General features: G+C 60.0%; 19 protein-coding genes, 6 tRNA genes and 1 pseudogene. 15 read left to right on the top strand and 11 right to left on the bottom strand.

The annotated features are described in order from the left end of the window. Nucleotides 1–53: 53 nt before the first annotated feature. Nucleotides 54–1,106, top strand: coding sequence for an AI-2E family transporter (locus HV782_RS21450; RefSeq protein WP_123466873.1), 1,053 nt, complete (start codon nt 54–56; stop codon nt 1,104–1,106). 1,197 nt (nt 1,107–2,303) lie between these two features. On the opposite strand, the gene xopAW is transcribed toward HV782_RS21450, so the two are convergent. The 3 genes from xopAW to HV782_RS21435 all read right to left on the bottom strand — a co-directional run bounded on the left by xopAW (nt 2,304) and on the right by HV782_RS21435 (nt 5,093). Further along, a complete protein-coding gene (xopAW, locus tag HV782_RS21445; protein ID WP_186744965.1) occupies nt 2,304–3,152 on the bottom strand; it encodes a XopAW family type III secretion system calcium-binding effector in 849 nt (282 codons plus the stop codon). 142 nt (nt 3,153–3,294) lie between these two features. Then, on the bottom strand, nt 3,295–4,344 hold the full coding sequence (locus HV782_RS21440; protein WP_123466869.1) for a sensor histidine kinase: 1,050 nt from the start codon (nt 4,342–4,344) through the stop codon (nt 3,295–3,297). Then, nucleotides 4,344–5,093: a response regulator gene (locus HV782_RS21435; protein ID WP_123466867.1), complete on the bottom strand. Its 750-nt coding sequence runs from the start codon at nt 5,091–5,093 to the stop codon at nt 4,344–4,346. The genes HV782_RS21440 and HV782_RS21435 overlap by 1 nt, the downstream gene beginning before the upstream one ends. Nucleotides 5,094–5,388: 295 nt before the next feature. Between HV782_RS21435 and pyrF the strand changes: the two genes are divergently transcribed. Beyond that, on the top strand, nt 5,389–6,087 hold the full coding sequence (pyrF, locus tag HV782_RS21430; RefSeq protein WP_177490680.1) for an orotidine-5'-phosphate decarboxylase: 699 nt from the start codon (nt 5,389–5,391) through the stop codon (nt 6,085–6,087). 125 nt (nt 6,088–6,212) lie between these two features. Here the strand turns inward: pyrF and HV782_RS21425 are convergent, their stop codons facing one another. Continuing rightward, entirely contained in the window at nt 6,213–7,217 is a 1,005-nt protein-coding gene (locus tag HV782_RS21425; RefSeq protein WP_123466863.1) for an NADP-dependent oxidoreductase, read from the bottom strand. Nucleotides 7,218–7,455: 238 nt separating this feature from the next. Here HV782_RS21425 and HV782_RS21420 point away from each other — a divergent pair, with 238 nt between their 5' ends. From HV782_RS21420 to HV782_RS29010, 4 genes and pseudogenes are all read left to right on the top strand, one after another. Further along, nucleotides 7,456–8,217 carry an SDR family oxidoreductase gene (locus tag HV782_RS21420; RefSeq protein ID WP_123466861.1) on the top strand — a complete coding sequence of 254 codons (762 nt, stop codon included), beginning with the start codon at nt 7,456–7,458 and terminating at the stop codon, nt 8,215–8,217. Nucleotides 8,218–8,406: 189 nt separating this feature from the next. Further along, nucleotides 8,407–9,807 (top strand): aminotransferase-like domain-containing protein, encoded by a 1,401-nt coding sequence (locus HV782_RS21415; RefSeq protein WP_186744963.1) that lies wholly within the window; start codon nt 8,407–8,409, stop codon nt 9,805–9,807. 108 nt (nt 9,808–9,915) lie between these two features. Then, nucleotides 9,916–11,022, top strand: a pseudogene (locus HV782_RS29015) (HAMP domain-containing protein); the annotation flags it as partial. Next, the gene (locus tag HV782_RS29010; RefSeq protein ID WP_437180223.1) at nt 11,002–11,883 is read left to right on the top strand and encodes a methyl-accepting chemotaxis protein; all 882 of its coding nucleotides are present in this window, start codon (nt 11,002–11,004) and stop codon (nt 11,881–11,883) included. The pseudogene HV782_RS29015 and the gene HV782_RS29010, both read left to right, overlap by 21 nt. A 309-nt stretch (nt 11,884–12,192) precedes the next feature. Here the strand turns inward: HV782_RS29010 and HV782_RS21405 are convergent, their stop codons facing one another. Beyond that, a complete protein-coding gene (locus HV782_RS21405) occupies nt 12,193–12,456 on the bottom strand; it encodes a hypothetical protein (RefSeq protein WP_123466855.1) in 264 nt (87 codons plus the stop codon). 451 nt (nt 12,457–12,907) lie between these two features. Further along, nucleotides 12,908–13,666 (bottom strand): hypothetical protein, encoded by a 759-nt coding sequence (locus tag HV782_RS21400; RefSeq protein WP_177490681.1) that lies wholly within the window; start codon nt 13,664–13,666, stop codon nt 12,908–12,910. Between the two features lie 382 nt (nt 13,667–14,048). Between HV782_RS21400 and HV782_RS21395 the strand changes: the two genes are divergently transcribed. The 7 genes from HV782_RS21395 (at nt 14,049) to HV782_RS21365 (ending at nt 16,227) form a co-directional block, all read left to right on the top strand. Then, a tRNA-Glu gene (locus HV782_RS21395) sits at nt 14,049–14,124 on the top strand. 2 nt (nt 14,125–14,126) lie between these two features. After that, nucleotides 14,127–14,202 (top strand) — tRNA-Gly (locus tag HV782_RS21390). Nucleotides 14,203–14,306: 104 nt separating this feature from the next. After that, nucleotides 14,307–14,382, top strand: a tRNA-Glu gene (locus HV782_RS21385). A 3-nt stretch (nt 14,383–14,385) separates the two neighbouring features. After that, a tRNA-Gly gene (locus HV782_RS21380) sits at nt 14,386–14,461 on the top strand. Nucleotides 14,462–14,520: 59 nt separating this feature from the next. After that, nucleotides 14,521–14,596 (top strand) — tRNA-Glu (locus HV782_RS21375). 2 nt (nt 14,597–14,598) lie between these two features. Continuing rightward, a tRNA-Gly gene (locus HV782_RS21370) sits at nt 14,599–14,674 on the top strand. A 191-nt stretch (nt 14,675–14,865) separates the two neighbouring features. Then, the gene (locus tag HV782_RS21365; protein ID WP_186744960.1) at nt 14,866–16,227 is read left to right on the top strand and encodes an MATE family efflux transporter; all 1,362 of its coding nucleotides are present in this window, start codon (nt 14,866–14,868) and stop codon (nt 16,225–16,227) included. Nucleotides 16,228–16,278: 51 nt separating this feature from the next. Here HV782_RS21365 and HV782_RS21360 read toward each other — a convergent pair whose 3' ends face one another. From HV782_RS21360 to HV782_RS21350, 3 genes are all read right to left on the bottom strand, one after another. Then, nucleotides 16,279–16,917, bottom strand: a complete 639-nt coding sequence (locus HV782_RS21360; protein WP_128616052.1) for a LysE family translocator — start codon at nt 16,915–16,917, stop codon at nt 16,279–16,281. Between the two features lies 1 nt (nt 16,918). Next, the gene (locus HV782_RS21355; RefSeq protein WP_123466846.1) at nt 16,919–17,689 is read right to left on the bottom strand and encodes a 2OG-Fe(II) oxygenase; all 771 of its coding nucleotides are present in this window, start codon (nt 17,687–17,689) and stop codon (nt 16,919–16,921) included. Between the two features lie 89 nt (nt 17,690–17,778). Beyond that, nucleotides 17,779–18,405, bottom strand: a complete 627-nt coding sequence (locus HV782_RS21350) for an alanyl-tRNA editing protein (RefSeq protein ID WP_123466844.1) — start codon at nt 18,403–18,405, stop codon at nt 17,779–17,781. 90 nt (nt 18,406–18,495) lie between these two features. Between HV782_RS21350 and HV782_RS21345 the strand changes: the two genes are divergently transcribed. Further along, nucleotides 18,496–19,494, top strand: coding sequence for a LysR family transcriptional regulator (locus tag HV782_RS21345; RefSeq protein WP_123466842.1), 999 nt, complete (start codon nt 18,496–18,498; stop codon nt 19,492–19,494). Nucleotides 19,495–19,573: 79 nt separating this feature from the next. On the opposite strand, the gene HV782_RS21340 is transcribed toward HV782_RS21345, so the two are convergent. Continuing rightward, nucleotides 19,574–19,981 carry a PA2817 family protein gene (locus HV782_RS21340; protein ID WP_007967565.1) on the bottom strand — a complete coding sequence of 136 codons (408 nt, stop codon included), beginning with the start codon at nt 19,979–19,981 and terminating at the stop codon, nt 19,574–19,576. Nucleotides 19,982–20,055: 74 nt separating this feature from the next. Beyond that, nucleotides 20,056–22,503: an acyl-CoA dehydrogenase gene (locus HV782_RS21335; RefSeq protein WP_186744958.1), complete on the bottom strand. Its 2,448-nt coding sequence runs from the start codon at nt 22,501–22,503 to the stop codon at nt 20,056–20,058. A gap of 248 nt (nt 22,504–22,751) precedes the next feature. On the opposite strand from HV782_RS21335, the gene HV782_RS21330 reads away from it, so the two are divergent. Beyond that, nucleotides 22,752–23,411 carry a transglutaminase-like domain-containing protein gene (locus tag HV782_RS21330; protein WP_128616055.1) on the top strand — a complete coding sequence of 220 codons (660 nt, stop codon included), beginning with the start codon at nt 22,752–22,754 and terminating at the stop codon, nt 23,409–23,411. Nucleotides 23,412–23,420: the final 9 nt, after the last annotated feature.

Genomic DNA, 23,420 nt, shown 5'->3' with positions numbered 1-23,420 from the left:
GAACCGCGTGTTCGCCTACTCTTGGCCTGACTGACTTTTTTTCGAGACCTTACATGCTCAATAACGATCGACTGCTGGTGCAGATCCTGCTGCTGGTGTTGTTTGGCGCCAGCCTGTGGGTGATGGCGCCGTTCTGGTCGGCGCTGTTCTGGGGCGCAGTACTGGCGTTTGCCAGCTGGCCACTGATGCGCCTGCTGACCCGCTGGCTCAATGGTCGCGAATCCCTGGCGGCGGCGATCCTGACCCTGGGCTGGATGTTGCTGGTGGCGGTGCCGCTGGTGTGGCTGGGGTTCAATCTGGCCGATCATGTGCGCGATGCCACGGCGTTCATCAAGGATGTACAGGTGGACGGCTTGCCCGAAGCGCCGGCCTGGCTCGGCACGTTGCCATTTGTGGGCGAACGGCTGGTGGGCATCTGGAACAGCATCGATCAGCAGGGCGCGGCCCTGATGGTGTCGGTCAAACCCTATCTGGGACAGGTCGGCAACTGGCTGCTGGCGCGCAGTGCGCAGATCGGTGGCGGGATTCTCGAACTGACCCTGAGCATTGTCTTTGTGTTCTTTTTCTACCGTGACGGGCCGCGACTGGCGGCGTTTGTTCATGGGTTGCTGCAGCGCTTGATCGGCGAACGCGCGGGTTATTACATCGAACTGGTGGCCGGTACGGTGCAGCGGGTGGTCAACGGGGTAATCGGGACGGCGGCGGCACAGGCCGTGCTGGCGCTGATCGGGTTTTTGATTGCCGGAGTTCCCGGGGCGTTGGTGTTGGGGATCGTGACGTTTCTGCTGAGTCTGATTCCGATGGGGCCGCCGCTGGTCTGGGTACCGGCCACGGCCTGGCTGGCGTGGAAGGGTGAGTATGGGATGGCGGTGTTTCTCGGGATCTGGGGGACGTTCATCATCAGTGGCGTGGATAACGTGCTCAAGCCGTATCTGATCAGCCGTGGCGGTAATCTGCCGTTGGTGATTGTGTTGCTAGGGGTGTTTGGCGGGTTGATTGCGTTTGGGTTTATCGGGTTGTTTATTGGGCCTACGCTGTTGGCGGTGGCTTATAGTTTGTTGACGGATTGGAGTAAGAGTCAGGTTCGGGTTGAGGATCGGCGTTGATTTTTTTGGGCTTTTTTTGGGGGGGGCATATCCGTTGCTGCGGTAATGGCGGCTTAGGGTTCCGCCCTTACGGCGGGTCACTTTTTCCAGACGCCGAAAAAGTAACCAAAAAGGCTTTACCCTGACGTTCGGCCCTCGCCTAGGCTCGGGTCCCTTCGCTCCGGGATCCATCCGGGGGCATCGCCTCCGGTTTGCTTCGCTGCACCTCCTCTCGATGTGTTTGGCTTCGCCAAACGGTCGCTACGCTCCCACCCCCGGATGAATCCCTCCACTCAGCCTGCCGACGGGCGCTGAGATCAAAAGCGGTACTCGAGCTAACGCTCATCGTGTTGAGTGGTGAGAAGCAAGGGCTGTGTGCTGCCTTTGCTTTTCTGTGGGAGCTGGCTTACCAGCGACGGCGGCCTGACAGCCGACCAAGCTCTTGCAGGCTGCCCACGATCCACCTGTAGGAGTGAGCCTGCTCGCGAAGGCGGCCAGCCAACCGACCAATCCCTAACTGAATGCCCCCAACCCACTGTGGGAGCTGGCTTGCCAGCGATGGCGGCCTACCAGCCAACCAACCTCTTGCAGACTGCCCACGCTCCACCTGTAGGAGTGAGCCTGCTCGCGATGGCGGCCGGCCAACCAACCAATCCCTAACTGAATGCCCCCAACCCACTGTGGGAGCTGGCTTGCCAGCGATGGCGGCCTGACAACCGACCAATCCCTAACCGAATGCCCCCAATCCGATGCAAGCTCCCGAAAGCTGCAATCTTTTGATCTTGCTTTGGCTCTGGCTCTGGCTCTGGCTCTGGCTTTTGATGTGGCTTTAGATCTCCAACCCCATCGGCAGGCCGAGCGGAGGTGTTCATCAGGGGGGTAGGCGCGCAGCGCCGTGCGGCGAAGCCGCATTCATCGAGAGGAGGTGCAGCGAAGCAAACCGGAGGCGATGCCCCCTGGTGGACACCGTAGCGAGGGAACACTGAGCCCCAGCGAAGTGCCGTACGTCAGGGAGAAGCCTTTTTGGTTACTTTTTCGGCGTCTGGAAAAAGTGACCCGCCGTAAGGGCGGAACCGTAATCAGCAACACCCGCAGCAACGGATATGCTCAAAAACCCCCAAACCCCAACCGAATTCCAACCCAATAACTGCCGAACACTGCGCACTCCAGCTCCCAAAAAAACCAAAAGATCGCAGCCTTCGGCAGCTCACACAGCCATTACGTGGCAACGTTGAGATATTTGCCCACCGGTGCCGTACTGGTCAGTGAATACTGCTTGCTCAGGTTGGCAATCATACGGTTCAGCGCTTCGGCAGTCGTCTGCGCAGAAGCCGTCTGCTCTTCATCCGGCCGTTCACCACCTGCCTGTAAAGCGGCTTTCAGCTCATCACTGCTGACACCGCCACTGCTGTCGCTATCCAGCACCTTGAGCAGAGCGGCGGTGTTGTCGGTGCTGGTGGTCGAGGTGCTGTCGCGGGTCTGCAGCGCGCTGCTCAGTTCGGTAGCGGTCACGCTGCCGTCGGCATCGGTGTCGAGCTGGCTGAACAGTTCGTCACTGTTCGCTTCTGGCGGTGGGGGCGGCGGGGTCAGGCTGGCGGTGAGTTCGTCCTGGCTGACAGTACCGTCCTTGTTCTTGTCCAGGGCCGAGAAGATCTGGTTGCTGTCGGCGCTGCTGCCGGCGCTGGTCAGGCCGCTGCTCAGTTCGTCGCTGCTGATGGCGCCGTCGCCGTCGGTGTCGAGGGCGCTGATCAGGGCGTCGGCCAGGTCGGTGTTCGGGGCCTGGTCGCGGGGCGGTGGCGGCGGGGTCATCGCGGTCATTTCTTCGGCGCTGAGGCTGCCGCTGCCGTCGCTGTCCAGATCACCGAACTGTTTGCTCAGGTTGACCAGCAGGCCATCGTCGGATTTCTCCGACAGGGCGCTATTCAGTTCGTCCTGATTCACCGCGCCGTCGCCGTTGCTGTCGAGTTTGGCGAACAGTTGCTTTTGCAGTTGCTGGCTGCGGGCGTTGTGCGTGGAGGTGCTGCTGGTACTGGTATAGCTCGTGTAGTTGCTGACGCTACCGATCATCGGACTCACTCCCTGGGATGGAAAACCGGTGGTGTACCGGCTTATGCAGACTCAAGGGGCAACGTGTCCTGGGTGTTTGGACTTTGTACCGGTGGTTACACAGATTGGCAGCGCACACAAACCTACAACGTCGGTGGTGTTCTCAGGTGCGCGGCAGGCGGATGATGGCGGTCAGGCCGCCGCCGGGTGTTTCTTCCAGATTCAGCTGCCCGCCCAGCCGCTGCGCCGCCTCGCGCGCGATGGTCATGCCCAGACCTACACCGCCGGAGTTGCGGTTGCGCGAGCCTTCCAGGCGATAAAACGGTTCGAACACCGCCTCACGTTTGTCTTCGGCAATCCCCGGGCCGTGGTCGATCACGCGAATCAGCAGTTGCTCGCGCTGATCCTGCAATTCGATGCGTGCCTGTCCGGCATAGCGCAAGGCATTGTCCATCAGGTTGTTGATGCACGAACGCAAGGCCATCGGCTGCACGGGCAACGGTGCGCAGTGGCCGCTGACCTGCACGTCCGCGCCCTGGTCCTGAGCGTTTTCGCAGAGCGATTCGACCAGGGCCTGCACGTCCATCAATTGCAGCGCCTCGCTGGTGCGCTGTTCGTGCAGGTAGGTGAGGGTGGCGTCGAGCATGTCGATCATGTCGTTCAGATCCTGACGCATCTGGCTTTGCAGCTTGTCATCGCTGATGTTTTCCAGGCGCAGTTTCAGGCGTGACAGCGGTGTGCGCAGGTCGTGGGAGACGGCGCCGAGCATCCGCGCGCGTTGCTGGACCTGTTCGCGAATGCGTTGCTGCATCAGGTTGAAGGTGTGTGCCGCTTGCCGCGCCTCCCGTGGGCCGGACTCGTCCAGCGGCGGGCTGTCGAGGTCTTCGCTGAGGCGCTCGGCGGCGTCGCTCAGGCGCTGGATCGGTCGACTGAGCAACTTGGCGCCGTACCACGCGGCAATCATCAGGGTGATGAACTGAAACGTCAGGGGCACCACCGGGCCGCCGAACCATGGGCGCGGTGGGTGTGGCGGGTAACGAAGGTCCCGTGGCAGCGGCTGCCCCTCGGCATTTTGCGCAAACTCCGGGGGCGGTGGTGGGGGCGGTGGACCGTAATGGTGAAACCAGGCAAAGGCCAGCAGGTGCGCCAGGACAATCGCCACGAACAGCACGCCAAACAGGCGGCCGAACAACGTGTCGAAGCGCGCTCGCATCAGCCGATGTCCCTGGCGTCGAACAGGTAACCCTCACCGCGCACGGTTTTGATCAACTGCGGTGCTTTGGGATCGTCGCCGAGTTTCTGCCGCAGGCGCGACACCAGCAGATCAATGCTGCGGTCGAACGCTTCGATCGAACGACCCCGGGCGGCATCGAGCAATTGTTCGCGGCTCAGTACCCGGCGCGGGCGTTCGATAAACACCCAGAGCAGACGGAATTCGGCGTTGGACAGTGGCACCACGAGGCCGTCGTCGGCGATCAACTGGCGCAAGACGCTGTTCAGGCGCCAGTTGTCGAAGCGAATGTTGGCTCGCTGCTCGGTACGGTCGTCGCGCACCCGGCGCAGGATGGTCTGGATCCGTGCCACCAGCTCCCGTGGTTCGAACGGTTTGGCCATGTAGTCGTCGGCGCCCAGTTCCAGGCCGATGATGCGGTCGGTGGGTTCGCAACGGGCGGTGAGCATCAGAATCGGGATGTCCGATTCGGCGCGCAGCCAGCGGCATAGCGACAAGCCGTCTTCGCCAGGCAGCATCAGATCGAGCACCACCACGTCGAAATGCTCGGCCAGCATCGCCTGACGCATGGCTGCGCCGTCGGTGACGCCGCTGGCGTGAATGTTGAAACGGGCCAGATAGTCGATCATCAACTCACGGATCGGCACGTCGTCGTCGACGATCAGGGCGCGGATGCTCCAGCGCTTGTCGTCTTTATGCTCATCCGTCATGGTGCTTTGGGTGTTGTGCATGGGGCTGTTCATCTGCCAGTAGGCCGCCAACCACAAAGATGGGCTGCGAGGTGGTGGTTTCAGCATAGGCGTCCTGCCGTGAGGCGGGAAGTGCTGATGTAAGGACGTGTTGCGGCTGGCGAGGCTAGCGTGGGCGCTTGTTGGCGGCGTGTCGGTTGTGTATCGGGATCGACACAATAGCAGCGAGCGCTATGCTGATCACGGCCGGCGCGACGATTTACCGATCATCGGGTGCCGCGCCGCCGCCGGTTCCGCTACAATGCGCGCCGATTTCGACTTGCCTGAGAGCCCATCCATGTCCGCCTGCCAGACTCCTATCATCGTCGCCCTGGATTTCCCCACCCGTGACGCCGCACTGAAGCTGGCCGACCAGTTGGACCCGAAACTGTGCCGGGTCAAAGTGGGCAAGGAACTGTTCACCAGTTGCGCCGCGGAAATTGTCGGCACCCTGCGTGACAAAGGCTTCGAGGTGTTCCTCGACCTGAAATTCCACGACATTCCCAACACCACCGCAATGGCCGTGAAAGCCGCTGCCGAGATGGGCGTGTGGATGGTCAACGTGCATTGCTCCGGTGGCCTGCGCATGATGGCGGCCTGCCGTGAAGAGCTGGACAAACGCAGCGGCCCGCAGCCATTGCTGATTGGCGTGACCGTGTTGACCAGCATGGAGCGCGAGGATCTGGCCGGTATCGGTCTGGACATCGAGCCCCAGGAGCAGGTGCTGCGTCTGGCGGCGCTGGCCGAGAAGGCCGGAATGGACGGTCTGGTGTGCTCGGCGCTGGAAGCCACGGCACTGAAAACCGCGCACCCGTCGCTGCAACTGGTGACCCCGGGGATTCGCCCGGCGGGCAGTTCGCAGGACGATCAGCGTCGCATTCTGACCCCGCGTCAGGCGCTGGATGCAGGTTCCGATTATCTGGTGATCGGCCGTCCGATCAGCCAGGCGGCGGATCCGGCCAAGGCACTGGCTTCGGTCGTGGCCGAAATCGCTTAAGCAAACACCGCAAAACCCCGTAGGCGTGAGCCTGCTCGCGATCACGGTGTATCAGTCAACATTGCCATTGCTTGATACACCGCGATCGCGAGCAGGCTCACTCCCGCAATTGTCGGGTGGTGGCCTCAGACTTTCAGCACCAACTTGCCGAAGTTCTCCCCGCTGAACAATTTCATCAGCGTTTCCGGAAAGGTCTGCAGACCTTCGACGATGTCTTCCTTGCTCTTGAGCTGCCCCTTGGCCATCCAGCCGGCCATTTCCTGTGCAGCACTGGCGTATTGCGCCGCGTAGTCCATCACCACAAAGCCTTCCATCCGCGCACGGTTGACCAGCAGCGACAGGTAGTTGGCCGGGCCCTTGACCGCTTCTTTATTGTTGTACTGGCTGATGGCGCCACAGATCACCACCCGTGCCTTCAGGTTCAAACGGCTCAGCACCGCGTCGAGGATGTCACCGCCGACGTTATCGAAATACACGTCGACGCCTTTCGGGCATTCGCGTTTAAGCCCGGCGATCACGTCTTCGTTCTTGTAGTCGATGGCGCCGTCGAAGCCCAGTTCATCGACAAGGAATTTGCACTTGTCGGCGCCACCGGCAATGCCGACCACGCGGCAGCCTTTGATCTTGGCAATTTGTCCGGCAATGCTGCCCACCGCACCCGCAGCACCCGAGAGAACCACGGTGTCGCCCGCCTTCGGTGCGCCCACGTCGAGCAGGGCGAAGTAGGCGGTCATGCCGGTCATGCCCAGCGCGGACAGATACACCGGCAGCGGCGCCAGTTTCGGATCGACTTTATAGAAACCTCTGGGCTCGCCAAGGAAATAATCCTGCACACCAATGGCACCGTTGACGTAGTCCCCGACCGCAAAACCCGGATTGTTCGAGGCGATCACCTGGCCGACACCCAAGGCACGCATGACTTCACCGATGCCCACCGGTGGAATGTACGATTTGCCCTCGTTCATCCAGCCGCGCATGGCCGGGTCGAGGGACAGGTATTGGTTCTTGACCAGAATCTGGCCTTGCGCCGGTTCGCCGACCGGCACTTCCTGATAGGTGAAAGTCTCGCGGGTTGCGGCACCCACCGGGCGTTTGGCGAGCAGGAACTGGCGATTGGTCTGGGAAGTCATGGCAGGCACTCAAACGGAATGAAGCCTTGTTGATAGACCTTCATCGACGATGTCGCAAGGTTGGCTGCCGGGGCGAATGCTGGTCGATCCAGTGCAGTGATAGTCACCCGCACAGGTTTATCACTGTGACGCATGGGCACCTAAACAGCCGTTTGATAGTGCTGACGCCCGACAGCCCCCGGTGGCTATGCTGCAAGTCTGCACACCCTCTGCATCCAATCCCTTCGAGGACATAACAATGAGCATGACGTTTTCCGGTCAGGTTGCCGTGGTCACTGGCGCTGCCAACGGCATCGGCCGCGCGACCGCCCAGGCGTTCGCCGCCGAAGGTCTGAAAGTAGTGGTGGCCGATCTGGACACGGCGGGGGGCGAAGGCACCGTAGCGCTGATTCGTACAGCCGGTGGCGAAGCGACCTTCGTACGTTGCAACGTAACCGTTGAAAGCGAAGTGAAAAGTCTGATGGACGAGGTGATCAATACCTACGGTCGTCTTGACTACGCCTTCAACAATGCCGGTATCGAAATCGAGAAGGGCAAGCTGGCCGAGGGCTCGATGGACGAGTTCGACGCGATCATGGGCGTCAACGTCAAAGGCGTCTGGTTGTGCATGAAGTATCAGTTGCCGCTGTTGCTGGCTCAGGGCGGCGGCGCGATCGTCAACACGGCGTCGGTGGCCGGCCTCGGTGCGGCGCCGAAAATGAGCATCTACGCAGCCTCGAAACACGCGGTGATCGGCCTGACCAAGTCGGCGGCCATCGAATACGCGAAAAAGAAAATCCGCGTCAACGCAGTGTGCCCGGCGGTGATCGACACCGACATGTTCCGCCGCGCCTATGAGGCGGATCCGAAGAAAGGCGAATTCGCCAACGCCATGCATCCGGTCGGCCGTATCGGCAAGGTCGAAGAAATCGCCAGTGCCGTGCTTTATCTGTGCAGCGACGGTGCGGCGTTCACCACCGGGCATTCCCTGGCGGTGGACGGCGGCGTGACCGCGTTCTGAAACCGTCCTGCCAGAAAACAACCCGCCTGCGTGCGGGTTTTTTTATGGGCGCGGATCGGTTCCATTAAACCGCTAAACAATGTGTATCAAAGGGTTAGAACGGGGGCTTTTGGCGGCGTTGTCGCACAGCCTGTGCGCCGCGGCTGTGATTTACTGCGGGCAGCAAAACGGACAGGAGTTTGCTTGCTCATGGAATTGAGAATTGACCGACAGGCAATGGTGCCGGTGGTGCAGCAGATTGTGGATGGATTGACGGGATGGATCCTGCAAAATGACGTACCACCGACGACCCGACTTCCCTCCGTGCGGCAAATCGCCCGCGACAATCTGTTGAGCCAGTCGTGTGTCGTCGAGGCGTGCGAGCGGTTGGTCTCGCAGGGGGTTCTGAGTGCGCGTCAGGGCGCGGGGTTTATCGTCGCTGCAACGCCATCGCTGTTGAGTGTCGAGGATGAATCTGGCTTGCTGGAGAGCCAGCAGGCCAGGTGTGGTGCGGTGTGTGGCGGCCCCCGTGGCCTGAAGCTTGGAAGCGGTGGTTTGCCGCAAAGCTGGCGTGAGCCGGACGACCTCAGCTACGCACTGCGTGAAGTGGCGCGCACCGACATGGCCAGCCTGTTCGACTACAGCTCGCCACTGGGCCTTCCGGCGCTGCGCGAGCAGATCGCCAGACGTCTCAAACTGTTCGATATCGAGGCGCGCAGCACCCAGCTGATGAGCACCAACGGCGCCAGTCATGCACTGGATCTGATCGTGCGCACATTGTTCAAGGCCGGTGACTGCGTGGTGGTCGAGACACCCGGCTATCCAGGGTTGTTCGACCTCCTGCGCTTGCATGGGCTGCGCATGCTCGAAGTGCGTCGCACGCCGAGCGGGCCGGATGTCGAGGCGCTCGAGGCGTTGCTGCGCCAGTATCGGCCCCGCGCCTTGTTCGTCAACAGCCACCACCACAACCCCACCGGCAGTTGCCTGACACTGGCCATCGCCCAGCGTCTTGTGCAATTGAGCAAAACCTACGATGTGCGTTTGATCGAAGACGATGTCTACGCCGATCTGCATACTGGCAACGGTACACGCCTGGCCGCGCTGGACGATGAGGGGCGGGTGATTTACGTGGGCAGCTTTTCCAAGACTCTGAGCAGTTCGCTGCGGGTCGGATTTGTCCTGGCCGACCGCGAACTGCTGGTGCGCTTGGCCCAGGTCAAGATGATCAGTGGCCTGGGTGGCAGCGGGTTCTCCGAGGCGGTGCTGGCCAGCCTGATGGCGTCTGGCGCGTATCGCAAACTGGTGCAGCGCCAGCGTCAGCGCTTGAATGCCGACCGCGCGGCAGCACTGCAGGCGCTGGAGGACGCCAATTGGCAGGTTTTCGGCAAGCCGACGGGCGGGTTGTTTATCTGGGCGCGTGCGCCGCTGGCCGATCCAGTCCGCGTACGAACGCAGGCGCAACGCAGCGGCGTGTTGCTGGCCGCCCCGGAGGCGTTCAGTCCCAGTGGTGAGACCAGCGACTGGCATCGGATCAACATCGCCTTCGCCTGCGATCCACGCGCCCGGCAGTTTTTCCGCAATACCGGTGTGGATCGACCTCCAGTGTTCTGAAAACGACGCGGACCTAGCTTTTTGCCATTATTCCGACGCCAGAGACTTGTGCCGGTGATTGGCCATTGCGAATCTTCGTCAACAGACTAAGGCAGAGGGCTACGCGCAATGATTTCGGCCGTGCAAGGACGTTTTGCCAACCTCGGTATGGCGAAAAAACTGGGTGTCGGGTTTGTGCTGGTTTTGCTGCTGACCGCTTTGGTGGCAGCCATCGGTGTCTGGTCCCTGCAAACCATCAGCCAGCGCTTCGAAGGGCTCAAACAGATGTCCTCGCTCAACAGCGGCCTGCTCAAGGTGCGTCTGCTCGAGCAGGAGTACGCCTTGCGCGGCAATCCGAAAACCGCTGATGCCTTGCGCAAGGGGGTGGACGAGCTGGTCGCTCAGGCCAACGAACTCAAGGCGCAATCGCCGGCCTACGTGACAGTGATGACGGATGTCGAACAGTCGCTGGGGGCTTATCGCAAGGCGTTCGATGAATTCGTTTCGTTGACCCAGGCGAAGGACCTTGCCCTGGAAATGGCCAGTTGGTCGGTCTCCAGCGTGGCCAACAACCTCGATGTGTTGCAGGCCGGGCTGGCCGATGATGGCGCGTATACCTTGAAAGACACCGAGGGCAAGGACGGCGCGCAGTTTATCGAGCAGGCCGGGCAGGTCAGTCAGGTATCGATGCTGATGCTGCAAGCGATGAACGAGGCGCGGGTGCGTCTGGATCAAAGTCGCAAGGGCGATGCCGACAGTGCCGGCAAGGGCAATATCGAGCAAGCCGCGCAGGCGCAGACGCAGGCCGAGGCGCTGAAGTTGACGGTCAAGGACGAAGGCTATCTGACGGTGCTCAACGAAGTCTCCGGGCACATTGCCGGCTTCAACGACAAACTGGCCGAATACACTGGGCTGCTGACCCAGGAAAAAACGGTCTACGAGCAATTGCATCAACGTGCCGCACAAGTGGTGGAGCGGGTGGATCAAGCGTCGGTCGCCGAAGACGCGGCGATGCAGGCCGAACTGAAGAAAAACTCGCTGCTGATCATCGGCTCGTCGGCGCTGGCGTTGCTGGTCGGGTTGATTGCCGCGTGGGTGATTACCCGGTTGATCGTTGCGCCGCTGCGCAGTGTGATTCAGGTTGCGCAGCAGATCGCGGCCGGTGATCTGAGTGCGACGGTGCAGGTCAACCGTCGCGACGAAATTGGCCAGTTGATGCTGGCCATGCAGCAGATGGGCGCCGGGCTGAGCACGATTGTCAGCGGTCTGCAGGCGGGGATCGAGCAACTGGCGAGTTCGGCGCAATCGCTGTCGGCGGTGACTGAGCAGACCAACCTTGAGGTCAGCAGCCAGAAGGAAGAAACCGAGCAGGTCGCCACCGCCATGAACCAGATGACAGCGACGGTGCATGATGTCGCGCGCAATGCCGAAGAAGCGGCGTTGGCGGCGCAGACAGCGGATGACAAGGTTGAGAGCGGTCAGCAAGTGGTGCGCCAGAGCATGGCGCGGATCGAGCAGTTGGCGGATTCGGCGACGTCGGCCAGTTCCAGCATCGACAGCCTGAGTGCGCAGATCCAGAACATCGGTACGGTGCTCGAGGTGATCAAAAGCGTCGCCGAGCAGACCAATCTGCTGGCGTTGAACGCGGCCATTGAGGCGGCCCGGGCCGGGGAGCAGGGCAGGGGCTTTGCAGTGGTGGCCGATGAGGTTCGCGCATTGGCCCGGCGTACGCAGCAATCGACCGAGGAAATCGAGCGCCTGGTCAGTGCGTTGCGTGCGGCGGCGCATTCCTCGGTGCAACAGATTCAGAGCAGCGGTGAACTGGTGAAGCTGGCGGTCAGCGATGCGCTGCAGACCGAGAGTGCGCTGGGCAGCATTGCGGCGGCAGTGTCGTTGATTCAGCAGATGAATCAGCAGATTGCGGCGGCGGCCGAGGAGCAGAGTTCGGTGGCTGAAGAGATCAACCGCAGTGTCACGAGTATTCGGGCAAGTGCGGATCAGTCTTCGCTGGCGATGCGGGGGAATGCGGCTTCGAGTGTTGAGCTGGCTCAGTTGGGGAGTGAGCTTAAGGGGATGGTTGGGCACTTTCGGCTTTGACTTGGCGGCCTCTGGGCCGCTGCGGGATTCAACCGGGGGCATCGCCTCCGGTTTGCTTTGTTGCACCTCCTCTTCGATGTGTCTGGTTTCGCCAGACGTCCCCGGATGAATTCCACCACTCAGCCTGTCGTTGGGACCTTGCAGATCAAAGTCAAACGCAGGCGAGCTGACACTCGGCCTTGTGGCAGGCTCGGTCATTGCGCGAGCCCGTCTGACAGCCCGGTATTTTCCTGACGAAGGCATTCTCTGCAGGCGCTGCCAAAGGTTGTGGACTTGGCATTGCCTGCGCTTACCTGTTTCGGTTTTGGTTTATCCGAGAATGGGGCTTGTGTCGCTTTCGAATGTTTTGTACGGGGGGACAAGGCTGATGTGGGTGATGGCTTGATGGCGGATGACTTCTGTCTGGTTGGCTCGAAGAGTCGGGTTTTGGATGATTACGGTGGCGGTATCAATGCTGACGATTTTTGCGTAGCGGCTGGTGATGCTGTTCTGAAAATCAAAATGCCCTTGCAGATAAACTTTATTGCCCGGACCGATGGCAGTGAGTTGCGACTGTGCAGCTAGGTTGTCCATAGTGACGTGTCCATTTTGTTATGAATGAAGGTTGCCAAATATGCGATCTCGTGAATTCAACTGAAAAGATCGAATGGGCTTCCAGGCAGTTCTGTTCGACAGCCATTCTGGGCAGCGGATTTGAGTGGAAACAGAAGACCACTCCTCTTTATCTGTAGGGTGTTTCTCTGTTTTCTCGGGGAGATAAATAAGCAGTAGCGCAGAGGGAAGTGTGTTTCAGCTTCGAAATGTTTAACGCGTGTACCGAGTTTGCTGTGTGTGGGAATGATCAACCCTGTGGGCTGGCTTGCCTGCGATGGAGGCCTCCCGCCCGACCAGATACACCCGGTCCCCCTGCGGTAGCGAGCCTGCTCGCGAAAGCGCCCCGACATTCATCCAGTTCCTATCGGATTCACACCCACAAGCCCACAAAAAAGCCACCTCTCGGTGGCTTCTCTTTCAACATCTGCAATCAGTCGTAAATCACTTTCTTCTTCCAGTCCGCATCGGCTTCGACGTCTTTGAGGCCGGCGGTCAGTTGGTTTTCTTCGCCTTCAACCGGGGCGATTTTGTCCATGACCTGGGCGTTGGCGCGGGCCAGCAGTTTTTCCAGGTATTGCAGTTGTTCGGAGTACATCTGGGGATCCTGCTGTTTGCGCAGGTATTGCACGCCGCGTTCGAAGGCGAGGCGGGCCTGGCCGGGCTGGTTTTGTTGCAGGGACTGTTGGCCGAGGTTGTTGAAGAACTCGATATGCAGCAGTACCAGGATGTGGCGGACTTCGCGGACCCACTGTTTGGCTTCGTTCGGCGGCAGGAAACCATCGTGGGCGGCGCGGGTGATCTGGCCGTGGAGGGCTTCGAGGAGGAAGCGCACGTCCTTGGCCTTGGCTTCGGTCAGGATCGGCGCTGGCGGGTTGTTGACCGGAATCGATTCGCCCTGGGCCACCAGCGCGCTCAGTTCGGTGATGCGGGCCTTGGTCGTGGCGCTGGTTTTTTCCAGGTTCAGCAGGCGCTGGCAGACGTTCAGTTCCAGGCGGGTCAACAGCAGTTTCAGTGCCGGGGTCATGAATTGGCCGGGGAAGGTCTCGGTCAATTCGCCACAGCGGCGCAGGCGGTCATTGAGTTCGACTTTGGTGCGGGCCTTCTCCAGTTTGTTGTTTTCCACCACATGGTTCATGTAGCCAATGGCGATCAGAATTGCGATCCCGGCTATGACAAGCAGGGTGATCATGAGTGGTGTCACCGGTAAGACCTCTTTATAGGGTTCGCATGCGAGTGTAGTGGTTGGCCTTTTAGGTGCCTAGCACCGCTCGACGTGTTGATTCGGCAGGTTCAACCTGTATCGGCCGCGCATGGCTTATATGAATGCTGGCGCTTGATGTGCAGATTGCCATCACTGGGGTGGACTATAACGCCTTGGCGAGTGGCGGAATATAGGCGTCAATCGTCGGGCGACGCAAAACCCCGATTGCTCCCGTAAACGACGTCGAAGTCATTGATTTAAATAAATTTATATCTGGGGGTTGACGACCTTCCAATCCATCCATAGAATGCGCGCCACTTGCAGCGTAAAGCACACAGCGAAACGCGGCAGGGAGTGAATGTTGTAGCGTGTCCCCTTCGTCTAGTGGCCTAGGACACCGCCCTTTCACGGCGGTAACAGGGGTTCGAGTCCCCTAGGGGACGCCAATGCGGGAATAGCTCAGTTGGTAGAGCACGACCTTGCCAAGGTCGGGGTCGCGAGTTCGAGTCTCGTTTCCCGCTCCAATTTTAAACAGCACTGCTTTCGGGCGGGGCTGAGTGAAACCAGAACCAAATCTCAGGATGAGGATCTGGACACCGAAACACACACCATGTGTTCCGGGTAGCGTGTCCCCTTCGTCTAGTGGCCTAGGACACCGCCCTTTCACGGCGGTAACAGGGGTTCGAGTCCCCTAGGGGACGCCATTTGCGGGAATAGCTCAGTTGGTAGAGCACGACCTTGCCAAGGTCGGGGTCGCGAGTTCGAGTCTCGTTTCCCGCTCCAAATTCAAAAGCGCCGCTCGGCTAAGAGCGGCGTTTTTATTTAAGTGAAAGTTGTAGCCTGTCCCCTTCGTCTAGTGGCCTAGGACACCGCCCTTTCACGGCGGTAACAGGGGTTCGAGTCCCCTAGGGGACGCCATTGCGGGAATAGCTCAGTTGGTAGAGCACGACCTTGCCAAGGTCGGGGTCGCGAGTTCGAGTCTCGTTTCCCGCTCCATATTCACAAAAACGCCGCTCAATAGAGCGGCGTTTTTGTATGCGCGTTTTTTGTGTTTGCCCTGCCTTTTACAATTTTCCTACAGCCGATCCGTGAGATCAGGACGCGTCTGACAGTCAGCGCGAGGCAATTCTGGGATAACGACTGGCCTTGCTCACCGAGCTTTTTCTGTTGATTCCGGAGATCCTTCAATGTCATTGAAATCAGTGTCGCGCGGCAGTTTGTCCGAGATCCGTGCCACCGCGCTTCTCGCGCTACCTCTGATGGTCGGCCATGTCTGCGCCGGGTTGATTGCCTTCGTCGACAACCTGATCGCCGGCAACCACGGCACCGACACGCTGGCGGCGGTAACGCTGGGCACCGCATTGTTGTGGCTGCCGATGCTGGTGCCGATTGGTACGTTGATTGCGTTGACGGCGTCGGTCGCGCGTTTACAGGGGGCGGATCGTACCCATGAAATCGCGCCGATCTTTCGCCAGGCATTGTGGCTGGCGCTGTTCATGGGGCTGTTGATGTTTGCATTTCTGAGCCTTGTGCCCCTGTTGCTCGCGCCTGCCGGGATCGCCGAGCAGATGATTCCCGGCGCTCAGGCGTTCCTGCATGCAGTGCGTTGGGGCAGTCCGGCGTTGACGCTGTTTTTCTGCATGCGTTATCTGTGTGAAGGGATGCACTGGATGCGTCCGACGATGATGTTCAGTTTCGGCGGTCTATGGGTGCTGGCGCCGCTGGGCTACGTGTTGACCAATGGCAAATTGGGCTTTCCCGAGTTGGGCGCGCAGGGGCTGGGGATCGCTTCGGCCGTGATGATGTGGCTGCAGGCATCGTTGTTTGCTGGCTATCTCTGGTTTGGCAAGCGTTTGGCGCATTTGCAGTTGTTTGCACGTTTCGATCTGCCGAGTCGCGCTGGGATCATGGATTTGTTGCGTACCGGCATGCCAATCGGCATTGCGATTCTGATGCAAGGCAGCCTGTTCATTGTGACTTCGTTGCTGATCGGGCGATTGGGCTCGACGTTTCTCGCGGCGCACCAGATTGCGGTGAACCTCGCGCAGCTGTGTTTCATGATCCCGGTGGCTGTGGCGGAGGCGACAACGGTTCGCGTGGGCCATGCGTCAGGGCGCGGCGATCTCCAGCGTGTCCGGCAAGCCGCTTGGGCCGGTTGCGTGATTGTGTTGCTGACGCAGAGCGTATCGGTCGTCATCTTGTTGTTGGGCAATGAAGCGATTGCCAGCCTGTATAGCTCCGACATCGCCGTCACGGCATTGGCCTCGACGCTGTTGTTGTTTGCCGCCGCTTTGCAGTTTCCCGATGGCTTGCAGATGCTTTCGGCGGGTGCATTACGTGGGCTGCAGGATACGCGCGTGCCAATGTGGCTGGCGGTTTTCTGTTATTGGGGCGTCGGTGTACCACTCGGCGCGGGTTTGGCATTTGGACTGGAGTGGGGGCCGCAAGGGATCTGGACGGGATTGATCACGGCGCTGAGCCTGGCGACGCTTTTGATGGGCACGCGATTTATCCATAGCAGCCGGGTCAGGGTGACTGCCATCAGTTGAAACAAAAAGGCCCGCCGATGAACATCGGCGGGCCTTTCGTTTGCCGGTGAGTTACCAGGACATCATCAAGCGACCGGCGAACAGGATCAGCACGACACCCATGGTGCGCTCGAACCAGTGCCCCATGCGCAGGAACAGCAGGCGCACCTTGGCGCTGGAGAAAAACAGCGCAACGATGACGAACCACAATGCGTTCACACAGCACATCCACAGGCCGTACAGCGCCTGGATGTTCAGCGGCGTGCTGGCGCTGATGATCGTGGTGAAGATCGCCAGAAAAAACAGCGTGGCTTTCGGGTTGGTGGCATTGGTCAGAAAGCCGGTGGTGAAAGCCTTGAGCAGGGTCTGCTCGACTGCCGGCTCGTCGACAGCTTTTTCCCCTTCAATTGCCGACTTGGGTTTGCTGCGCAACAGGCTGACACCCAGATACAGGATGTAGGCGCCACCGATGACCTTGGCCACGGTCAGCAGCCAAGGGGTGGTGTGCATCAATGCGCCGACGCCGAGCAATGTATACAGCACGTGCACGGAGATGCCCGCGCCGATCCCCAGCGCCGTGCAAATGCCCACGACTCGGCCGAAACGCACGCTCTGGCGGATAGTGACGGCGAAGTCCGGTCCGGGGGCGACCACGGCCAGAAAATGAATGGTGGCCAATGCCAGAAATTCGCCCAGGTAGTTCGATAACATCTCAGCTCCAGAAAGTCAGGGGTGAAGCATTGCCGCGGTAGCCGACAAAGAACGAAAGGCTCAAGCGCGGATCCGCCACACCCGGGGTTACCGAGTGCATGCAGCGTGAATTGAACATGATGAAATCTCCGGGATTCGGCCGTACTTCAAGGGTCGGAGGGCCGAGCAGGGCAGGGTCGATGCCATAACTGTCGCCACGCATTTCGTCGAACCGGTCAGCAGAAATGTCGTCATCCCACATCTGTAATGCGCCGCCTTCGGTTGGCATGTTCAGGTAAACATTGCAGGCAAACTGTGCTTCCAGGCTGCGAGCCTGAAAGCTGTCCGGGGCGTCTTTGGCAAAGATGTCGTGATGCGCGAGGAAGCACACTCCCGGTTTCACTACGCGTGACAACCCGACATACATTTTGCGCCCGTACAGGTTTTCCAGATGCGCACCGGCCGGCCATGACTCATCGAGCATGCAGCGCAACGTGTCGACGGGAGAGGAGTAGGGCGCGCAACGGTTACGCAATTCAGCGATGTTGCTGGTTGCACGCTCGAAATAGTCTTCGATCAGCAGCGGCTGGTTTTCTGCCTCATAGAACGCCATGCCGATGCGGCCGATGCTCGGTGCGTTGATATAGCCTTCAAAGCCTGGAGCGAGGATTTTGTCGCCAATCTGGATTGCCAATGCTTCGGGCAAAAAGCCTTTGACGCGGATGGCGAGGACTTCTTCGTTGGCCAGTTTTTTTATGCACGTCTCATCGAGACGCTCGACGTCTAGCATCATTTTTTGTAGGTCCATCTATCGGTAGTCAACGGAACCTGCGAATGCGGTTCCCCGGCGTCGGGCGATGCGTGCTGCACCGCCCAAAATCCTTAATCCACGCTGTAGTGGACCGACAAGGTGCCCTTTTTCTGCGCAAGGGACGCGATCGTGACTGTGCCCAGATCCTTCAGGCTACGTACATGGGTGCCGCCACAGCCGTAGGCGGGCAGCTCACCGAAACCGATTTCACGCACTCCTTCGCGCAACGAGGTCAGGCGTGGCAGGTCGTGTTCTATCCATTGGTTGATGCCGTATTGGACGCTTTGCGCATCGACTTCCCGGGCACCTTCTGCCGGTTTGAATTGCACCCGGCCTTCGTCTGGCCAGTGGTGCGCCTTGATCGGCGTCCAGCCCATTGCCTGGATAAAGTGGCCAATCAGGTGGCCGGCCGAATGCATGCGGGAATTGAAGCAACGCTGTTGTTCATCGACGCGAATCTGCGTCATGCCAGGCTTCACCGGCTGATCCACGTAATGCACGATCCGGTCGGGTTCCTGCACTACGCGCAGAACCCGGCTTTCATCGATCCAGCCAGTGTCGCAAGGCTGACCGCCGCCTTGCGGATGAAACAACGTGGCGCGCAGCACCACGGCAAATTCGTTCTCGTGGGGCGTGCAGTCGAGGACTTCCACATTGGCCTTGAGCTCATCACTATGGAAAAAGAGGCGAAGCGTCATATTCCATGCCCTTATTAAAATTTCTATTTTTATTATATGAATCGTGCAATAACGTGATAATCCGTTCAAACATCAAAGGACTTGTGCGCTGTGAGCATAAATCTCCCGCTACCCCTGCTCGGTGAAATGGCGATTTTCGTCAAGGTTGTCGAGACCGGAAGCTTCTCTGAAGCGGCCCGTCAGCTTGGCTCTTCGCCGTCAGCCGTGAGTCGCAGCATTTCGCGACTGGAAAAGGCCCTGGCCACGCGACTGTTGCAACGCACTACCCGCAAATTGCGTTTGAGTGACGGCGGAGAAGAGGTCTTCAAGCGTTGTCAGGAGATGGTCAGTGCTGCCAGATCGGTGATGGAAATCAGCGGCCAGTTCACCCACGAAGCGGAAGGCCTGGTGCGGGTCAGCGTACCGAAAGCGGTGGGGCGTTTCGTGATTCACCCGCACATGCCCGAATTCCTGCGGCGTTACCCCAAGGTCGATGTCGAACTGCTGCTCGAAGACCGACAGGTTGATTTGATCGACGACCATGTCGATCTGGCGATTCGTATCACGGATCGGCCGCCGGCCGGATTGGTCGGGCGGCAGTTGCTGACTATTGACCATCTACTGTGCGCCACACCGCAATACCTGGCTGAACACGGCACGCCGACGCACCCTCACGATTTGCTCAAGCACAGCTGCATTTATCTGGGGGAAACGCCGAGCGATGCGCGCTGGAAGTTCAAGAAAGGCAGCAAGGCGGTGACGGTGGGAGTACGTGGACGATACGCCGCGAACCACACGGGGGTGCGTCTGGGCGCGGTGTTGCAGCACCTGGGCATTGGCAGCCTGCCGTATTTCACTGCCCGATATGCACTCGAACAGAAGTTGATTGTGCAGGTGCTGCCGGACTGGACCTTCCTCGCTTCCTACCATGGCGGACTGTGGCTGTTACATTCGCCGACGCGTTATCTGCCACCCAAGTTGCGAGTGTTTATCGATTTTCTGGTTGAGTGCCTGGAGAAGGAGCCGACGTTGAGCAAGCCAGCGAGGACGGGGGCGCCGAACAATCTGGCGATGGCGTATGAACTGCCGGAAAGTGAGGGGCTTCTATAAAGCAAAAGATCGCACCTTCGGCAGCGCCTGCAATCCATGCAGGCGCTGCCGAAGGTGCGATATTTTGATCTGTGGAAACTTAGTGCTTGCTGTCCTGGGCGGACATCGCCAGCAGCTGTTTTTCCTGATTCCAGTCGAACGGTTCGTCGTTCTGTTCGGCTTCGTAGCGACGCTCTTCCAGAGCCTGATACAGGTCGATCTCTTCATCGGACAGGTAGTGCAGGCAGTCGCCGGCGAAGAACCACAGCAGATCGCGCGGGATCAGGTGGGCAATTTGCGGGTAACGGGTAATCACTTGAGTCAGGATGTCCTGGCCCAGGTATTGGCTTTCGATCGGATCGATCGGCAAGGATGCCAGCAGTTCGTCGAAGCGCTCCAGGAACAAGGCATGGCTTTCTTCGGGAACCTGTTCGGCCTCACCTACGGCGACCAGGATACTGCGCAGGTGGTCGAGCAAAACAAGATGATCGGCAACGACGTTGGACACGAGATAAGTCCTCAAGAGCAAAACGGGCGCGGGAGTATAAAGCTCCCGCGCCCGTTTTTATATGTTTGAGGGGATCAGCGCACTTTCCCCTCTGCCTGTTTCAGCTCCTCTTTGTCGAAATCATCGACGTCGATCACCTTGCGTCGTGCCGCTTCGGCATCGCGCAGACTCTGCGCTTCCGCCGGTTGCAACACCCCCGCTTCAAGTGCGGCATCAATGGCATGTTCGCCCGCGGCCGGTTTGACCTGACCGCTTTTCAGCGAGGTGTGCAGTTTTTTGTGCAGAGGCTGCGCGGCGTGCAACAGATCGCTGGCGTGTTGCAATGCGCCGACCGCATCGTCTGCCGATTGCGGGCGATAGCAGCCGGCAAGCAGCTCTTCCAGCGCCGGATCGCCCTTCGCGCGACCAATCACCCCGGCGACTTCGGCACCCAGTTTGTCCGACGGGCCTTTGTGGCGACGACCGAACGGGAACACGATGACCCGTAGCAGGCAGCCGAAGACTTTGTTCGGGAAGTTGCTCAGCAGTTCATCCAGCGCCCGTTCCGATTGACCGAGGCTTTCCTCCATCGCCCAGCGCAACAGCGGTTCCATGTGCGCGGGTGAATCCAGATCGTGATAACGCTTGAGCGCGGCGGAAGCCAGATACAGGTTGCTCAAGACATCGCCCAAACGTGCCGACAGGCGCTCGCGGCGCTTCAGTTCACCGCCCAGCAACATCATGCTGAAGTCGGCGAGCATGGCGAACGCCGCAGCCTGGCGGTTGAGGGCACGGAAGTAGCCCTGGCTGATTCTGTCGCCCGGTGCGTGTTCGAAGTGACCGAAGCCAAGGTTCAGCACCAGTGTGCTGGCGGCATTGCTCACGGCGAAACCGATGTGTTTGAGCAGCAGGCCGTCGAACTCTTTCAGCGCCTGATCCTTGTCCTCGCGCCCGGCCAGAGCCATTTCCTTGAGCACGAACGGATGGCAGCGAATCGCGCCCTGACCGAAGATCATCAGGTTGCGCGACAGGATGTTCGCGCCTTCCACGGTGATGAAGATCGGCGCGCCGTTCCAGCTGCGCCCGAGGTAGTTGTTGGGGCCCATGATGATCGCCTTGCCACCGTGCACATCCATGGCGTGGCTGATGCACTCGCGGCCGCGTTCGGTCAGGTGGTACTTGAGGATCGCCGACAGCACCGACGGTTTCTCACCGAGGTCCACCGCGTTGGCGGTGAGCATCCGCGCGGCGTCCATCATCCACGCGTTGCCGCCGATGCGCGCCATGGCTTCCTGGATGCCTTCGAACGCCGACAGTGGCACGTTGAATTGCTCGCGAATCTGCGCGTATTGGCCGGTTACCAGACTGGTGAACTTGGCCGCACCCGTACCGACGGCTGGCAGCGAGATCGAACGGCCGACCGACAGGCAATTCATCAGCATCATCCAGCCCTTGCCGAGCATTTGTTGACCACCGATGAGGAAGTCCAGCGGGATGAACACGTCTTTACCGGAGTTCGGGCCATTCATGAATGCCGCGCCCAGCGGCAAATGACGACGGCCGATTTCCACGCCGGCGGTATCGGTCGGAATCAACGCGAGGCTGATGCCGAGGTCTTCCTTGTCGCCCAGCAGATGCTCCGGGTCGTAGGCCTTGAACGCAAGGCCGAGCAGGGTCGCGACCGGACCGAGGGTGATATAGCGCTTTTCCCAGTTCAGGCGCAGGCCGATGACTTCCTGACCTTCCCACTGACCTTTGCAGATGATCCCGGTGTCGGGCATTGCCCCGGCGTCGGAACCGGCGAGCGGGCCGGTGAGGGCGAAGCAAGGGATGTCGTCGCCACGGGCCAGCCGTGGCAGGTAGTGATTGCGCTGTTCGTCGGTACCGTAATGCAGCAACAGTTCGGCAGGGCCGAGGGAGTTGGGCACCATGACGGTGGAGGCGAGGTCGCCGCTGCGGGTGGCGAGTTTCATCGCCACTTGCGAGTGAGCGTAGGCCGAGAACCCCTTGCCCCCGAATTCCTTGGGAATGATCAGGGCGAAGAAGCCGTGCTCCTTGATGTGCGCCCAGGCTTCAGGCGGCAGGTCCATCGCCTGGCCGATCTGCCAGTCGGTGACCATGGCGCAGAGTTCTTCAGTCGGACCGTCGATGAACGCCTGTTCTTCTTCGGTCAGTTGCGCCTTGGGATAGGCCAGCAGTTTTTCCCAGTCGGGACGACCGCTGAACAGCTCGCCATCCCACCATACGGTGCCGGCATCGATCGCGTCGCGCTCGGTCTGCGACATCGGCGGCAGGGTTTTCTTAAACCAGTTGAACAGCGGCGCGGTGAAGTGTTGGCGGCGCAGGTCAGGCAACAGCAACGGTGCGGCGACCACCGCCAACAGGACCCAGAGCACCACCAGCAGCCAGCCCGGTGCATGACTGAAAATACCCATTGCCAGCAGATAGACGGCAACGATGCCCAACGCCGGCAGCGGGGCGACGCGCCGGTGGGCGAGATACGCCACGCCAACGATCAAAACCAGTATCCACAACAACAGCATATTCAGTCCTCCGTGAACCAAGGCAAATCGACCCTCCAGAGCTTAGACGGCATCTGTAAAACCGGGTGGTCAGAGCAAGGTGATTGAAATCGTGGGAAACCCCGGATGGTTTTCGTAGGTTCGGTGGGCAACACGTGTGGGAAATCGTTCGCTCATCCCGCGCCTTTGCGTCCAAGTTTGGCCGAAACGTCGTTATCTCTGTGCTTGGGCTGTCGCTAGACTCGGGGCTCACCCAGGAGAATGTCGTCATGCACGAGTATCTGAGTCCCGGCCGCTTCATCGATAGTGACCACCCCGCCGTGGTGGAGTTCGCCGAACAGTACCGTGGAGCCAGCCGCGATCCGCTCGCGCAGGCGGTCAGTCTTTACTACGCCGTGCGCGAGGCGGTGCGCTACAACCCCTACACCTTCAGTCTCGACCCGCAAACCCTGTGCGGCAGCTATGCCCTGGCGACGGGGGAGAGTTATTGCGTGCCCAAGGCCACGTTGCTGGCCGGGTGCGCGCGGCATTGCGGGATTCCCGCGCGCATCGGTCTGGCCGATGTCAGAAATCATCTGTCGACCCCGCGTCTGCTGGAGTTGCTGCGCAGCGACGTGTTCGCCATGCACGGCTACACCGAATTGTTCCTGAACGGGCGCTGGGTCAAGGCTACACCGGCCTTCAACCAGAAACTCTGCGAACTGTTCAACGTCGCGCCGCTGGAATTCGACGGCATCCACGACAGTGTTTTCCACCCGTTCAACCGCGACGGCGCGCAGTTGATGGAGTACCTGGTCGATCACGGCCAGTTCGCCGATGTGCCGGAACAGTTCTTCTTCGAACACCTGAAAAAGTGCTACCCGCATCTGTTCGGCGATAAACAGGCGACGGTGCTGGGTGATATGCAGAGTGATTTGAGCCGTGTCTGATCCGGCGTA

This window comes from Pseudomonas monsensis (assembly GCF_014268495.2).
Lineage (GTDB): Bacteria > Pseudomonadota > Gammaproteobacteria > Pseudomonadales > Pseudomonadaceae > Aquipseudomonas > Aquipseudomonas monsensis.
Note: the sequence above shows the minus strand (reverse complement) of the source record. Positions and strands in the feature narration are given on the sequence as shown.

Coding starts and splice junctions, on each gene's coding strand:
- HV782_RS21365 (WP_186744960.1), top strand. CDS start 14,866: ATGTCATTGAAATCAGTGTCGCGCGGCAGTTTGTCCGAGATCCGTGCC.
- HV782_RS21415 (WP_186744963.1), top strand. CDS start 8,407: ATGGAATTGAGAATTGACCGACAGGCAATGGTGCCGGTGGTGCAGCAG.
- HV782_RS21450 (WP_123466873.1), top strand. CDS start 54: ATGCTCAATAACGATCGACTGCTGGTGCAGATCCTGCTGCTGGTGTTG.
- HV782_RS21425 (WP_123466863.1), bottom strand. CDS start 7,217: ATGACTTCCCAGACCAATCGCCAGTTCCTGCTCGCCAAACGCCCGGTG.
- HV782_RS21420 (WP_123466861.1), top strand. CDS start 7,456: ATGAGCATGACGTTTTCCGGTCAGGTTGCCGTGGTCACTGGCGCTGCC.
- HV782_RS21405 (WP_123466855.1), bottom strand. CDS start 12,456: ATGGACAACCTAGCTGCACAGTCGCAACTCACTGCCATCGGTCCGGGC.
- HV782_RS21400 (WP_177490681.1), bottom strand. CDS start 13,666: ATGATCACCCTGCTTGTCATAGCCGGGATCGCAATTCTGATCGCCATT.
- HV782_RS21440 (WP_123466869.1), bottom strand. CDS start 4,344: ATGCGAGCGCGCTTCGACACGTTGTTCGGCCGCCTGTTTGGCGTGCTG.
- HV782_RS21355 (WP_123466846.1), bottom strand. CDS start 17,689: ATGATGCTAGACGTCGAGCGTCTCGATGAGACGTGCATAAAAAAACTG.
- HV782_RS21350 (WP_123466844.1), bottom strand. CDS start 18,405: ATGACGCTTCGCCTCTTTTTCCATAGTGATGAGCTCAAGGCCAATGTG.
- HV782_RS21435 (WP_123466867.1), bottom strand. CDS start 5,093: ATGCACAACACCCAAAGCACCATGACGGATGAGCATAAAGACGACAAG.
- HV782_RS29010 (WP_437180223.1), top strand. CDS start 11,002: ATGCTGGCCATGCAGCAGATGGGCGCCGGGCTGAGCACGATTGTCAGC.
- HV782_RS21335 (WP_186744958.1), bottom strand. CDS start 22,503: ATGCTGTTGTTGTGGATACTGGTTTTGATCGTTGGCGTGGCGTATCTC.
- HV782_RS21330 (WP_128616055.1), top strand. CDS start 22,752: ATGCACGAGTATCTGAGTCCCGGCCGCTTCATCGATAGTGACCACCCC.
- HV782_RS21360 (WP_128616052.1), bottom strand. CDS start 16,917: ATGTTATCGAACTACCTGGGCGAATTTCTGGCATTGGCCACCATTCAT.
- pyrF (WP_177490680.1), top strand. CDS start 5,389: ATGTCCGCCTGCCAGACTCCTATCATCGTCGCCCTGGATTTCCCCACC.
- xopAW (WP_186744965.1), bottom strand. CDS start 3,152: ATGATCGGTAGCGTCAGCAACTACACGAGCTATACCAGTACCAGCAGC.